Source organism: Nostoc sp. EspVER01 (assembly GCF_034530635.1).
In the GTDB taxonomy this organism is placed as follows: Bacteria; Cyanobacteriota; Cyanobacteriia; order Cyanobacteriales; family Nostocaceae; genus Nostoc.
This window is the reverse complement of the sequence record NZ_JAVRCS010000005.1, coordinates 40,415-53,017: the sequence shown is the minus strand read 5'-3', so window position 1 is coordinate 53,017 and position 12,603 is coordinate 40,415. Positions and strand designations below refer to the sequence as shown.

Genomic DNA, 12,603 nt, shown 5'->3' with positions numbered 1-12,603 from the left:
ATATAAAATAAACTTTTAGTTTGTAGTGAGCGATTTATCGCTCAGAGCAAGGATTATCAGGACTAAAGTCCTTACTACAAACAATAAATTTATTTATGCCTAGATACTTACTAGACAATTAAAACGAGAATATTTCTGGCGTTGCTGATTGAAAATATGACTTTATTTCATGCAGAGTCGCAGAGAGTAAGAGTTTGAGAAATGAAGTTTTTGATTTTCATATCCTGATTCAACAACGCCAAATTTCTCATAGCAATTAATTCTAATATTTTATCTTTAGAATTGATTGCTACTAACTTTCTAAATTCATCCTCAAACTCGCCGTGCTTTATTTACATACAGCACTGTATATGAAGAATATTTATAGACATAAGTAATCTAGTAATGACTCTTTGTTAAATCTGCGTTGTAAGCGATTCATTGCAGTTTACCAATCTGAATATTGTTTGCTTCAAAAGCTTCCCGCACCCTTAGGCGGAACTCTCGCCCAACCCTCCATTGTTCTATAGACGCTGTATGCGACAACAACTATAAGTAGTCCAAAGTGACAACCCATAGCTGACCAAGACGTATTATGAAATCCTTATTCTTTCGTTAGCGCGATCGCACTGCTGATTTAGATGCAGTCCCAATTATTGAACAGGATGTGGTGCGAGTTAGTCACCATGATGAAGTTGATGATTTGGTGAGAAAAGGCAAAGATTTGGAGAGAATTGTATTAGCAAGAGCGGTGCGAACGCACTTACAAAATCGTGTATTGGTATATGGGTTCGCGTTCTTGTTGTCCTTGGGGATGGCGGAAGAATGTTTCATCTTCGATACATCCATAGAATTTAGTCAGAGGATATTCTGGAGTTTCAATTTGGGTTTCTGCTTGTAGGGACTCAATGAGGGTTTTTAGCAATGTCAAGCCTCGGCTAAGGTCGAGTTCTTCGGTGAGTTCAGCTAGGGGTGATTAACGGAAAAATTCTGAGAGTTTGGTGGGTTGGTCTGGGTGGGTGTTGTGTGTGGTCAGGCTTTGAGCAAGGAATTGGATCATATACAGCTTATCGTTGGGGGAAAGCTGAAGGAGTTGTTGTTCGAGTTCTGGGATAGCCATGATGAAGTTTAAGTGGAGGATAATTTTATTTTACTTTCACTCTTCAGGGGTTAATTTAGTTTGACTCGTTTTTTACCTATTAATAGTTATTGCATTATCTAGATTTATCACAACTCATATAGGATTGCTATATACAAACAAAGTCCGCGTAGGCGGACTTTAGAAAAATACTTGTTTCAAGAGTTGCCGTAGATGTTTTACTTAGCTGAAACTAACTCTGTCTCATCTTTCGATTCATCTTTGATTTTAAAGTAGTAATAAAGATTACCAACAGTTAGGTCTGATGCCTGTTGTAAATTAGATTTAACCAATGTTTTATAACCAGTAATTACAGCTTGTTCACTAATATAAAATTCATACTCTCGACGTAGTTCAGGCTCGAATATAAATAGTAACTGGTCACGAAGCGAATAAAAATGAGATTTTTCAGCTAAACTCTCATATACTAATTGTTCTGGCGGTTCTGCTACATTGATTGTGGAGTAGTGAGTCTGTGGACTATTAAAATCAGCAATACTTAAAAGTTTTAAATCTGATGAAGGAAGCGATGCCTGCGGCAGTAAACTACGCATCCAATCAACATGATTTTGCCACGAATCCAATACCGCTAAATCATGATTTTTAATGCGGATAATTTCGGGAAAGAGAAAATCAAGCTCATCATGTGATTCGCAGCGATTAATCACAGTGAGAGCATCTTTACAAATTTTATCTTGGAGTAAGATGAGGCGATCGCTCACTGCTGAAACTTCATTCTGCACTTGATAAGTTGCAACAATCGCCTGTTCAATTGCCCAAGCGCACTCAAGTCTGCGTAGTTGACCAGCTGCACAGGTTTCTTCCAGTAGATGCGGATTGCTGTAATCTGCTAAAGCCGCAAACAACATTCCCCTGACACCATCAATCTCAGCGTTTCTCCGGCTGAAATCTTGCAATTGCATCGCTGAACGGAAGCGGTTAATCGCCTGGATAAACACTCCATACGCCCTCACTAAAGCCGTGCGATGTTGTTCAAATTTGATATCTTGGGCTACTTGCTCGATTAGAGTATTTCAACGCGTTCCAAAATTTTACCCAGTCTATTGAGAAGTTTTTGACGTTCGATAGTGGAAGAGTAAAAATTAAGCACTCTATTAGTCAAATAAATAGAGTTATTGAAAAAGGTTTAGATGGGCTATATAAATCGAATGGTACTTTAGATGGAAAAATACAAATTTCTGAAGCAGAAAAGCAGAAAATTTTAGAAAAAATAGGAGAAGCCAGTGGGCGCGATGTCAGAATCCATCTATTGGCAGATCAATTGATAGACAAAGTATTTGAGCAAACTGCTGAATCTTGGGATGAGTGGCGTGAAGGATTGGGCGATCGCATGGTTCAAAAGAGCCAATATTGGAATTCTGAACACAGCCCTGTTTTTAGCCAAGATAAACTGATTAGAGATTACACAAATCAATTTATTAGAGACTTATCGACAGAAATAGATGAATGGGGAAATGCGAAACTTAAGGAGGTAATTTTACAAGAAAATCTGAAGTATTTAGATATTAGTATTGCTTATGAGCTAGATGCAATTCAAGGTGAGTTGAACGGCTTAGACAACAACATACAAACTAATTTTAGTAAACATTTTAGTAAACAGTTAAAAATTTCAATTAATGGTATAAATGATGACTTTACGGGTATGGGAGGATTTGGCGGTGGTGTTGGAATAGGTGGTGCTTTAGCTGCTGGATTAATAGTATTTACAGGACTTGGTTTTATTGCCGTAATTGTTGCAAGTGTAGCTGCTGCAATTGCAGGTTCGTTTGGTTTAGGAATGCTAGATTTCGATGGAATAAAAGACCAAATAAAAGGTAAAATTTTTGAACTAGGATTTCAAAAATTCGATGAATCAATGGATAAAATATTTGAGAAATTAAATGAAATAGTTAACTCAGTCTTTGAAAACCGAGTTGAATCAGCCAGCCGAGTAATTGCAGAAGCGATCGCACTTTACGAAAACCTCCTAGAACAGCAGGAAAAAGCTCACAACGAAACTCTGGAACAACGTGAGGCTGAAAAGATGTGGATTTACCAAAAGCGCGAAGAACTTGAGCAGGTACAGAATGGGTTGGAAGTGATTCTCAGTAAATGCACTATTGTTTAATTGCCTTCCTTACAGGCTTCAGTTCTTAACAAGGGCTGCGATCGCTAAAATTTGCCCACCTAAATGGCGGGCTACAAAGTACTTTACTTAATTGGGTCGTGTCCCCAATTCTTCAAAGAATAGCACCAGCGTGTGTGTTCCAAATCACCCGATGGCTTCTGTGCAAGATGACGGTGGACGTAACTAATAACTTTCTTCATGTGCGAAAGATCGTCGTTGGTGTAATCATCCTTTTTCTGCAATAGTTGGATGATACGCCGTCCAGATTTATGACCGATTGACTCATCGTTGCCATCTTTTTGCCCGACAGTTTGTGACTCATCCGTATCTAGCCAAGACTCTAGTTCTTTAGGTGTCATATTGACAGCTTGATGAAACTCGTCAATCACCGCTTTAACATCTTTACTCATGACTAAGCATTACTCCTCTACTTTCTTCAGAGCATCAGGCTTGTGAGCAGCTTGTTTTCCTGTCTTATCGCTTTCAACTAAGTATTCAGGGTTATCTTCACTTGCAGCAATATGATGTTCTTTAATATCTGTAGGTGAAGTCAGCTTCTTTACAACTTTGCCAGTTGTCTTACCTTGTGAAGTGTTCCATTCAACGCGATCGCCTTTTTTGAACTGTTCAGCCACATTCATCTCCTATTTGATGTTTTATACCTACTAAGGTCACATTATGTCTGCGACTGGAAAAGCAGCCATCATTCTAGTGATAGAGAAAACATCCATTAGACCTGCCTTAAAAATAGGGACTGGGGACTGGGGACTGGGGAAGAGATATTTTTATTGTTCCTTGTGAGTTCCACTCATGGAGTCTCTTGCAAAAGTGCTTGTTGCAAGAGGTGGGAAAAGGGAAAAGGGAAAAGGTTAAAGGGGAAAGGGAAAATACCAAACCTTTCCCCCTTACCCCGCTTGCGTTCACGAAAGCGAACTACTAGATTGAGACAAAAGCTGTGCGCTCGCCTCATAATAAAGAAAGATTAAGCAGATTGTCAGAAAACTCTCAATGAGCCAAACTAGCCTAAATTTAGTTGCAATATCTATCTTTCTCATGACCTTATCGGTACTGGTGGGACCATTCTTCAACTTATCTCCGGCAGTACCAGCACTTGCTACTTTCACCATCTTAGGCATAGCGACATTAGATAGCTTCAGCCTGCAAGGCAAGGGTGGTACTATCTTTGTAGATTGGATTGCTGGTTTTTCAAAAGAACACCGCGATCGCATCGTCCATCACGAAGCTGGGCATTTCTTAGTTGCTTACCTGTTGGGTATTCCCGTTACCGGCTACACACTCAGCGCTTGGGAAGCTTGGAAACAGGGGCAACCTGGACAAGGCGGCGTTAGCTTTGATGATGGCGAATTAGCATCTCAATTAGAAGTGGGTAAAATCAGCGCCCAAATGCTAGACCGCTACTGCACTGTTTGGATGGCGGGTATTGCTGCTGAAACCCTGGTTTTTAATAATGCTGAGGGTGGAACTGATGATAAAAGCAAGCTGATCGGAGTCTTGACAATGTTAGGCTTTTCTGAATCAGTTTATCAGCAAAAACTGCGGTTTCATGCTCTCCAGGCAAAAACTCTACTGCAAGAAAATTGGTCTAGCTACGAGGCTTTAGTTAATGCCATGCGACAACGCACTTCGGTAGAAGATTGCCATGCTGAGTTAGGAGTAGGGAGTGGCAAGTAGGAAGTTATATCAAGCTAGTAATGAAGAGTTTGTAGCAAGGACTTTAGTGCTTAAAAAAAAAAGGACTTTAGTCCTTACTACGAACTCATTAACATCATCTTAAACAGAAAAGTTATTCAACTCTGGCCCGGAGTGCAGGAGATGGAAAAAGATTTTCAAATCCAGCTTGTCGCTCAGTTAAAGATTCTAGAGCATCGTTCCAAAGACTTTCATAATAAAAGAAGGTTACGCCAAGACCGCGTTCTTGGGCAGCCCGCACCTGAGACTTAATTTGCTGTATGGGAACTGGGTTATTTCGTAACCCTGTCATAATGCCAACTCCAGTTGGAATTCTTTGCTGCGCTTCTTGAATTTCTGCGCGGGAAATATTTGCCACAAAACTTTTTAGATCGGGACGATAAATTTGCACAATTAACTCGTCCACAATATTTTGTCGCATCCAACTCAGCCAATCTTGCAAGTGAAACTTGTAAGCAAAATCATAGTAATTAGGAGAAACAGAGAAAATCGCCTGGGGTTTTCTCTGCTTCACAGCTTGATTAAGTTTTACCATGAATGCCGTAATCTTATCTGCTCGCCACTTTACCCATGTCGCATCTTGGGGATTTTTTGGGGGAGGATTCTTCGTTTCTTTGGTGTACAAAGCAACTGTATATTGGTCGTAACCAAATTCGTGAGGTAAACTCATGTGATCGTCAAACTGAATGCCATCGGCATCATATTGAGTAACAGTTTCCAGCACTAGATTGGTGATGAACTGTTGCACTTTTGGATGGAACGGATTAAGCCACATTACCTCACCAGCTGCACTGTTTGAAGTTTGGCTACCATCCCGCTTTTGTGTGAACCAATCCGGGTAATTCATTGCTAGTTCTGAGGTTGGGGGAGCCATGAAACCAAACTCAAACCAGGGAATCACTAGCAATCCTTTACGATGGGCTTGGTTAATCAAGTCTGCGAGAATATCATGTCCATCTGAACCTTTGTAGACAAAAGGTTGAATGCCTGCACGTTGTGCGATCGCACTAGGATGCATTACATAGCCAGAATTCCACACCACAGGATAAATTGTGTTGAAATTCATCCGCCGCAGTTGACTCACTGCATCCTGCACCTTGTCCCGATTTTTGAGGGTGTCAAAATCATTAGTGGTCATCCAAACCCCGCGAATTTCCTGACGGGGTAACTGTGCGATGGCAGGGGTGAAACTGTCCACCAACAATACACTAATAAACGATATTAAAATGAGAATGGGAAAAAAAGACTTGAGTAGTCGCCGCCGACTTTGGACAATAAAAGGTGATTTCATAAATTTGAATGATGCATTAGCTACCCACACACGCCATTGTTCGCTTTTACGATTGAATCTACTAACCATATAGTCTACAAGTATTTATGCTTAGTACAGAATTGATGAGTTGGTAGTTGTTCGTTCCTTGCTTATGGAACTTTTGCACCAAAAAAACTAAAACAGACAAATTAAGATAGTTGACGCAGCTAATAAGCATTTGTGCCCAATAGATATTGGTATGGGGAATGGGGAATAGGGAATGGGGCATTGGGCGTTAGGAGTGCTGAGTAATGAGTAATGAGTTAGGAGTAATGAGTTAGGAGTTAGGAGTTTTGTTTATCCCCTTGTCCGCTCATCTCCCTCATCTCCCCTGCTCCCCTGCCCCCTGCTCCCTGCCCTCTGCCCCCCTACTCCCTACTCCCGATCTTCACATTCCCCCACGCCCTACCTGTGTCACAATAAAGAACTGTAATAAGAAAAATATTGTTAAGGTAATTTAGTGAGTCCAACTGCTCAATCCACGGCAAGTGCGCGTCGCGTAGTATTTCCTTTTACGGCAATTGTGGGCCAGGAAGAAATGAAACTGGCGCTGCTATTGAACGTGATTGACCCCAAAATTGGGGGTGTAATGATTATGGGCGATCGCGGCACCGGGAAATCCACAACTATCCGGGCGCTGGCGGATCTGCTACCAGAAATTTCTGTGGTTGCTAATGACCCCTTCAGTAGCGATCCTAGCGACCCCGACTTGATGAGCGATGAAGTCCGCCAACTGTTAGAACAAGGGGCGGAAATTCCCGTAGCTCACAAAAAAGTTCAAATGGTAGACCTGCCGCTAGGAGCTACAGAAGACCGAGTTTGTGGCACAATCGACATCGAGAAAGCTTTATCTGAAGGTGTCAAAGCTTTTGAACCAGGGCTGCTGGCAAAGGCTAACCGGGGCATTCTCTATGTGGATGAAGTCAACTTACTAGATGACCACCTTGTAGACGTATTACTCGACTCCGCTGCCAGCGGATGGAACACTGTAGAACGAGAAGGTATTTCTATTCGTCATCCAGCGCGTTTCGTGCTTGTGGGTTCTGGAAACCCCGAAGAAGGCGAACTACGCCCTCAACTGCTCGATCGCTTTGGGATGCACGCAGAAATTCACACCGTCAAAGAACCAGCTTTGCGGGTGCAAATCGTGGAACAACGGGCGGATTTTGACCAAAACCCGCCAGTATTTCTCGAAAATTACAAACCCCAGCAAGAAGCATTACAACAGCAAATTGTCAATGCTCAACAGCTTTTGCCAGAAGTGAAAATTGACTACGATCTGCGGGTGAAAATTTCTGAAGTCTGTTCAGAACTAGATGTGGATGGTTTGCGGGGTGATATTGTTAGTAACCGCGCCGCCAAAGCGTTAACAGCTTATGAAGGACGCACTGAAGTTACAGTTGATGATATTCATCGCGTAATTACGCTATGCTTGCGTCACAGACTGCGGAAAGACCCTTTAGAATCGATTGATTCTGGCTATAAAGTCGCCAAAGTTTTTAGCCGCGTCTTTGGCGTCGAACTACCAGAAAGTGATACTGCACAAAAGAACGGCACAGGTCAAAAGTTAGGAGCTAGGGGTTAAAAGTTAGAAGCGGAGCCGGAAATGCTCCGCCTCCGGTGAAGAATTAATAGTTAAGAGTTTTGAATGGAAAGCTGCTTCATATCTCACAACTTTATTTAATTCCTCACTCAGCACTGACTATATATAACTCCTAACTCCTAACTCCTAACTTCTAACTCAGTACTGAAATATGAGATTTTGGTCTTTTTGGTTCAACAGCTTTGTTCTATCTAGCCAATACAACCCGCCCAGGTTTGTAGAATTATTGATGCTCTTATTAGCGATCGCAATGCTGGCAATAGCCAGTATTTTACCTGACATACCCTATTTAATCTTAGGCTTGAGCTTAGTAGTTGGGGCATCTATTTCCATCTTAGTGCGGGAAGCGATCGCTCCCTCACCCCAAACACGAATTACCCAACTAACAGCATCCCTATTACTCATCATCAGCCTCTATGGCTTTGCTGATTTAATGTACACTCTTTAAAATTTGTCATTAGTCATTAGTCCTTTGTTTTTTGTTAGTTGTAAGCACCAATGACTAATGACTCCATTTTTGCATTTCCACCAATTCCATACATAACTCATTAATTTGCTCCAAATCAGGTTTATGAGGTAGCGCAGATTGTTCGCACACAAGTTCCATTTCGGCGACCAAATCTTCTGCTATTTTCATCACCTGTTCATAAGAATACTCACCTTTTAAAATAGCTTTTAAATCTTCAACATCACCAGCTATTCTCCTATCTACAATCACTTCACCTCGCCGCAATATTTCTACTCCACTGCGTAACAATCTAATGCAGTGCATCCCATGTTTCAGGTCAAAACCCGACTTTCTTTCCATTTCTGCTCTAGCCGGATTTCTATTCTCCTGCCAAGATAAGTAAGCCTTCCATTCTCTTAAAGCTATTTGATAGCTTTGACTTTTCTGAAGCAGACGAATAAAATCTTTACGGCTATTAGTTAACTTTTGGGTATATTCCAAAGTTTCATCAGGTAAAGTATATTGTTTTAACACTCCTTTAAAATCAATATCTGCTGTCAGCAATTGATATAATTGTTCTGCTTCTTCTAAAAACTCAATCCGTCCTCTGATTAAATTATAAAGATACTCCAGAAAAGCATTTAGCTCATCTTTGCTCAGAGGTGCTTCATCTTCTATAGCGAAATCATATGGTATCGGTTTTTTTTGCGGTGGCTTTAACAACCACTTCCGATGAGTTTCCATCTTTTTGATTTGGGCAAAAGCATAACCAGTGTAAGTATGTTTTACCTTCTTGCTCAAAAATAACTGTTTACGATCTATTAAATGCTGTCCAACTGCGTTTAAAAAAGGATAGTTATTTAACCAGAGCAATTCTAAAACATTGGGGTTTGCACCTGCTAATAACTGGAGGATTTTTCTTAATTCATATATAACTGTGTCTTTGTTACCATCAACGAATGGAAATATTCCTGGTTCATCCCAACCAGTATCTTTTTGTTCTATCCGATCGAATCCCAAATAGTACCTTTTGGGTGCAATAAATACTCCCCGATAATCAAAGTCGGAATCAGGACGATTTAAACCATAGCCGTGGCTACCAGCCAAACCAATTAAAATAGTTCTTTGCTCAACTTCTATTCTTTTCATATCACCTGATTAAAATATAGTCATCCTAACTCATGAGTTAAGCAGGTGGCGAGATGGAAAGTAGAGGGGTAGCGGGATAAATGAAAAATGACAAATACTAAGTTGTCTTTGTTTGTATTATTTGCTTGAAATAAGCAAAAAGGAAAATGCACTTCTGGTGATGACAAGGCAGAGGCGTTTATAATTGCAAGCCGCAACACTTAACTGTGAGGGAGAAAACTGTTTATTCGCTTGATACACTGGAAAAATTACTGAAATTTCAAGGACGATCGCGCAATTCAAGGTAAAATACAGTGATTTTCTGAGGGGTTGTAAACGTGGAGCCAATCACATTTACTGCTACAACGATCGCCACCGTGTTCTTCTCAGAAGCGGTGAAGGAAGGAGGAAAATCACTGGGGACAGGCGTTTCCAAGATGGTGAGTCAATTAATTACAACAGTCAGGAATAAATTCAAAGCAGCAGGAACTGAAGGACTGCTGACACGGGCAGAGAAGCAACCCACTGAGGCAAACGTTAACCTAGTGAAGGCAGAGTTAGCGGCACAGATGGAAGAGGATGCTGGATTTGCTGCTGAATTAAACGATTTGCTGGCTCAATTGCAAGCATCTGACGTAGTGCGTCAGATGATATTCAGGGGTATTGAGGTATCGGGCAACCTGGAAGCTGAAAATATAACCCAGAAGGCGAGTCGCGCCAGTTCGGTGGAGCAGGAAATGTTCACCGATGTGAAGGCGCAAAATATCAGGTTGGGCAATTTGTCTCAGGAGAGCTAGTACCATGCGTTCTGATAAAGATCCTTCCGAAGCAAATCATTCTCACAAGCGAATCAATCAAAATGCCTTTAACAACGTCATAGCACGAGACATCCAGATTGGTCAGATTGTTCAAAAGATTGTGTATCTGGGGCTGCCATTCAACAGTCATCACCTACGTTTTGTTCAGTTTGTGGCAAACTCGGCGTATCTCACCTGTTTGATTGGGGGATTCATTCGCTTATGGCAGAACGGTGCTGATTTTACGACACTGCTGCTGATAATCATTGGCAGTGGTTTGCTATCGCTGACTTGCCTGTACTATGCCTGGTTCTGGAAACCGGAAGTTCAGGATAAAAGCGCTCCAAGCTCTGAGCAGTCTGACTCGGAGTTGGTGAAAGCACAACAAATTAAGCAGCGATCGCGTCAACGAACACGTCGTTTAGCAATTGTCGGAATCTTCGCCATTCCCCTGCTGACCTTTGGCGGATTTTTCGTGTGGCGATCGCTCCCTCCGCCCAAAGTTCTTGTGCTAGTTGCTGAATTTGACGGATCGAGTGAAGAAGAGCATAAAGTGGGTGCAAGACTTAGAAGAGATCTGGAGTATGTTACTAAAGAATACTCAGATGTCGCGGTGAAACCTCTAGGAAAAACCATTCCCGACCAGAAAGGCAGCGACGTTGCTCGTGCAGAAGGAGAGCAGAAGAAAGCAACTATTGTCATCTGGGGTTGGTACAGTAATGTCCCTGATTCTGACATGACTGTTAATTTTGAGCTACTTAGATCGCCAACCTATTTCCCTAAACAGAAAGGCGAAACTGTACAAGACATCAGATCCCTCAAAACTGAATCAACTCCAGTAACCGCTAACGCTAATTCTTTCGGTTTCCTGCTTAAAACAAATCAAAACCAAACATATTATTTTACACTTTTTACACTAGGCATGGTGCGATATGCCGCAGGAGAGTGGAAGGAAGCCATCCCCCGTTTCAAAAATGCCTTACATCAGGTATCAGAAACCAATGTATCTACTCTAAATAAAGAAGCCGTTTATTTTTACCGTGGGGTTTGTTATTACAACAATAGCAATTTCAACGAAGCGATCGCAGACTACAACCAAGCCATAAAACTCAAGCCGGACTTTGTTGAGGCTTACAACAATCGAGGTAATACTTACGCAAAGCAGGGCAACTATACCCAAGCTTTTACAGACTACAACAAAGCCATCAACCTCAATCCGAACCTTGCTGAAGCTTACAACGGTCGGGGGATTGTTTACAGGAACCAGGGCAAATATACTCAAGCTCTCGTAGACTTTAACAAAGCTATCGAACTCAAGCCAAACAATGCTGAGGCTTACACCGGTCGGGGGAATGTTTACGTCGCTCAGGGCGACTTTGCCCAAGCTATCATAAACTACAACAAAGCGATCAAACTCAATTCCAACCTTATTGAGGCTTACTATAATCGTGGAGTTGCTTATGTTGGTCAGGGCAATTACACCAAAGCCTTTGCAGACTATGATAAAGCTATCGAACTCAATGAGAACTCTATTGAGGCTTACAACAATCGAGGCATGGCTCACTTTGAGCAGGGCAATTTCGACAAAGCCCTCGTAGATTTTAACAAAGCTATCGAACTTGATCAGAACTCTGGTATAGTTTACAACAATCGAGGGAATGTTTATGCAAAGCAAGGCAACCTCACCCAAGCCTTTGCAGACTATAACAAAGCCATCGAACTCAACCCCAACGATGCTCATGCTTACAACGGTCGGGGGAATGTTTACGGAAATCAGGGTAACTTCACTAAAGCTTTTGCAGACTACAGCAAAGCCATCGAACTCAAGAGGGACTTTTCTGAAGCTTACTACAATTGGGGAAGTGATTACTACAATCAGGGTAACTACAGTCAAGCTATTTTGAACTACGACAAAGCCATCGAGTTCAAGCAAGGCTATGCTGGTGCTTACAATGCTCGCGGGGCAGCTTACACTAAGCAGGGCAACTACACCCAAGCTCTTGCAGACTTCAACAAAGCGATCGAACTCAACCCGAACGCTGCTTTTGCTTACTACAATAAAGCTGGTGTTTACAGCTTAAAAAGAGAGTTCAAGGAAGCGATCGAGAATTTGCAACAAGCAATCCAATTAGATGCAAAGCTTCGGGAGGATGCAAAAACAGATTCCGATTTTGATAACATCCGCAAGGATGAGCAGTTTCGGGCTTTAGTAGGGAAGTAGATGCTGGGCTTACAATTATAAACGCCTCTAGCTTCTGCCTTGTCGCCATCACCAAAAATTGCTAAAACCCTGTTAATGAGTTGGCTTTCATTGTTAAAGCATCCCGATGAAATACCAATGAATTGTCCTGGAATGTTAA

14 protein-coding genes and 1 pseudogene are annotated in these 12,603 nt (G+C 41.7%); 7 read left to right on the top strand and 8 right to left on the bottom strand.

The window, feature by feature from the left end:
* Nucleotides 1-417: 417 nt before the first annotated feature.
* Entirely contained in the window at nucleotides 418-525 is a 108-nt protein-coding gene (locus RMX69_RS29395) for a hypothetical protein (RefSeq protein WP_409878171.1), read from the bottom strand.
* 82 nt (nucleotides 526-607) lie between these two features.
* Between RMX69_RS29395 and RMX69_RS06185 the strand changes: the two are divergent.
* A pseudogene (locus tag RMX69_RS06185) lies at nucleotides 608-769 on the top strand (formyltetrahydrofolate deformylase); the annotation flags it as partial.
* Here RMX69_RS06185 and RMX69_RS06180 read toward each other — a convergent pair.
* The 3 genes from RMX69_RS06180 to RMX69_RS06170 form a co-directional block, all read right to left on the bottom strand.
* Nucleotides 743-904, bottom strand: a complete 162-nt coding sequence (locus RMX69_RS06180; protein ID WP_322636857.1) for a hypothetical protein — start codon at nucleotides 902-904, stop codon at nucleotides 743-745. The pseudogene RMX69_RS06185 and the gene RMX69_RS06180 overlap by 27 nt on opposite strands.
* Before the next feature lie 51 nt (nucleotides 905-955).
* A complete protein-coding gene (locus RMX69_RS06175; RefSeq protein WP_322636855.1) occupies nucleotides 956-1,099 on the bottom strand; it encodes a hypothetical protein in 144 nt (47 codons plus the stop codon).
* Nucleotides 1,100-1,296: 197 nt separating this feature from the next.
* Nucleotides 1,297-2,076, bottom strand: a complete 780-nt coding sequence (locus RMX69_RS06170) for a hypothetical protein (RefSeq protein WP_322636853.1) — start codon at nucleotides 2,074-2,076, stop codon at nucleotides 1,297-1,299.
* A gap of 116 nt (nucleotides 2,077-2,192) precedes the next feature.
* On the opposite strand from RMX69_RS06170, the gene RMX69_RS06165 reads away from it, so the two are divergent.
* Nucleotides 2,193-3,245, top strand: a complete 1,053-nt coding sequence (locus RMX69_RS06165) for a hypothetical protein (RefSeq protein WP_322636851.1) — start codon at nucleotides 2,193-2,195, stop codon at nucleotides 3,243-3,245.
* An 83-nt stretch (nucleotides 3,246-3,328) separates the two neighbouring features.
* On the opposite strand, the gene RMX69_RS06160 is transcribed toward RMX69_RS06165, so the two are convergent.
* Both RMX69_RS06160 and RMX69_RS06155 read right to left on the bottom strand, forming a co-directional pair.
* Complete coding sequence (locus RMX69_RS06160; RefSeq protein WP_322636850.1) at nucleotides 3,329-3,655, bottom strand: DUF3140 domain-containing protein; 327 nt, start codon at nucleotides 3,653-3,655, stop codon at nucleotides 3,329-3,331.
* A gap of 9 nt (nucleotides 3,656-3,664) precedes the next feature.
* Nucleotides 3,665-3,880 carry a DUF2945 domain-containing protein gene (locus RMX69_RS06155; RefSeq protein ID WP_094348753.1) on the bottom strand — a complete coding sequence of 72 codons (216 nt, stop codon included), beginning with the start codon at nucleotides 3,878-3,880 and terminating at the stop codon, nucleotides 3,665-3,667.
* 373 nt (nucleotides 3,881-4,253) lie between these two features.
* Here RMX69_RS06155 and RMX69_RS06150 point away from each other — a divergent pair, with 373 nt between their 5' ends.
* Nucleotides 4,254-4,937 carry an ATP-dependent Zn protease gene (locus tag RMX69_RS06150; protein WP_322636849.1) on the top strand — a complete coding sequence of 228 codons (684 nt, stop codon included), beginning with the start codon at nucleotides 4,254-4,256 and terminating at the stop codon, nucleotides 4,935-4,937.
* A 112-nt stretch (nucleotides 4,938-5,049) separates the two neighbouring features.
* Here the strand turns inward: RMX69_RS06150 and RMX69_RS06145 are convergent, their stop codons facing one another.
* Nucleotides 5,050-6,315, bottom strand: a complete 1,266-nt coding sequence (locus RMX69_RS06145; RefSeq protein WP_322636848.1) for a glycoside hydrolase family 10 protein — start codon at nucleotides 6,313-6,315, stop codon at nucleotides 5,050-5,052.
* Nucleotides 6,316-6,727: 412 nt separating this feature from the next.
* Between RMX69_RS06145 and bchI the strand changes: the two genes are divergently transcribed.
* Nucleotides 6,728-7,852 (top strand): magnesium chelatase ATPase subunit I, encoded by a 1,125-nt coding sequence (bchI, locus tag RMX69_RS06140; protein ID WP_289798563.1) that lies wholly within the window; start codon nucleotides 6,728-6,730, stop codon nucleotides 7,850-7,852.
* A gap of 169 nt (nucleotides 7,853-8,021) precedes the next feature.
* Complete coding sequence (locus RMX69_RS06135) at nucleotides 8,022-8,318, top strand: hypothetical protein (protein ID WP_094348316.1); 297 nt, start codon at nucleotides 8,022-8,024, stop codon at nucleotides 8,316-8,318.
* A gap of 54 nt (nucleotides 8,319-8,372) precedes the next feature.
* Here the strand turns inward: RMX69_RS06135 and RMX69_RS06130 are convergent, their stop codons facing one another.
* Nucleotides 8,373-9,467: a DNA polymerase beta superfamily protein gene (locus tag RMX69_RS06130; RefSeq protein WP_322636847.1), complete on the bottom strand. Its 1,095-nt coding sequence runs from the start codon at nucleotides 9,465-9,467 to the stop codon at nucleotides 8,373-8,375.
* A 317-nt stretch (nucleotides 9,468-9,784) separates the two neighbouring features.
* Between RMX69_RS06130 and RMX69_RS06125 the strand changes: the two genes are divergently transcribed.
* Nucleotides 9,785-10,243, top strand: coding sequence for a hypothetical protein (locus RMX69_RS06125; RefSeq protein ID WP_322636846.1), 459 nt, complete (start codon nucleotides 9,785-9,787; stop codon nucleotides 10,241-10,243).
* Nucleotides 10,244-10,247: 4 nt separating this feature from the next.
* Nucleotides 10,248-12,464: a tetratricopeptide repeat protein gene (locus RMX69_RS06120; RefSeq protein WP_322636845.1), complete on the top strand. Its 2,217-nt coding sequence runs from the start codon at nucleotides 10,248-10,250 to the stop codon at nucleotides 12,462-12,464.
* Nucleotides 12,465-12,603 lie beyond the last annotated feature (139 nt).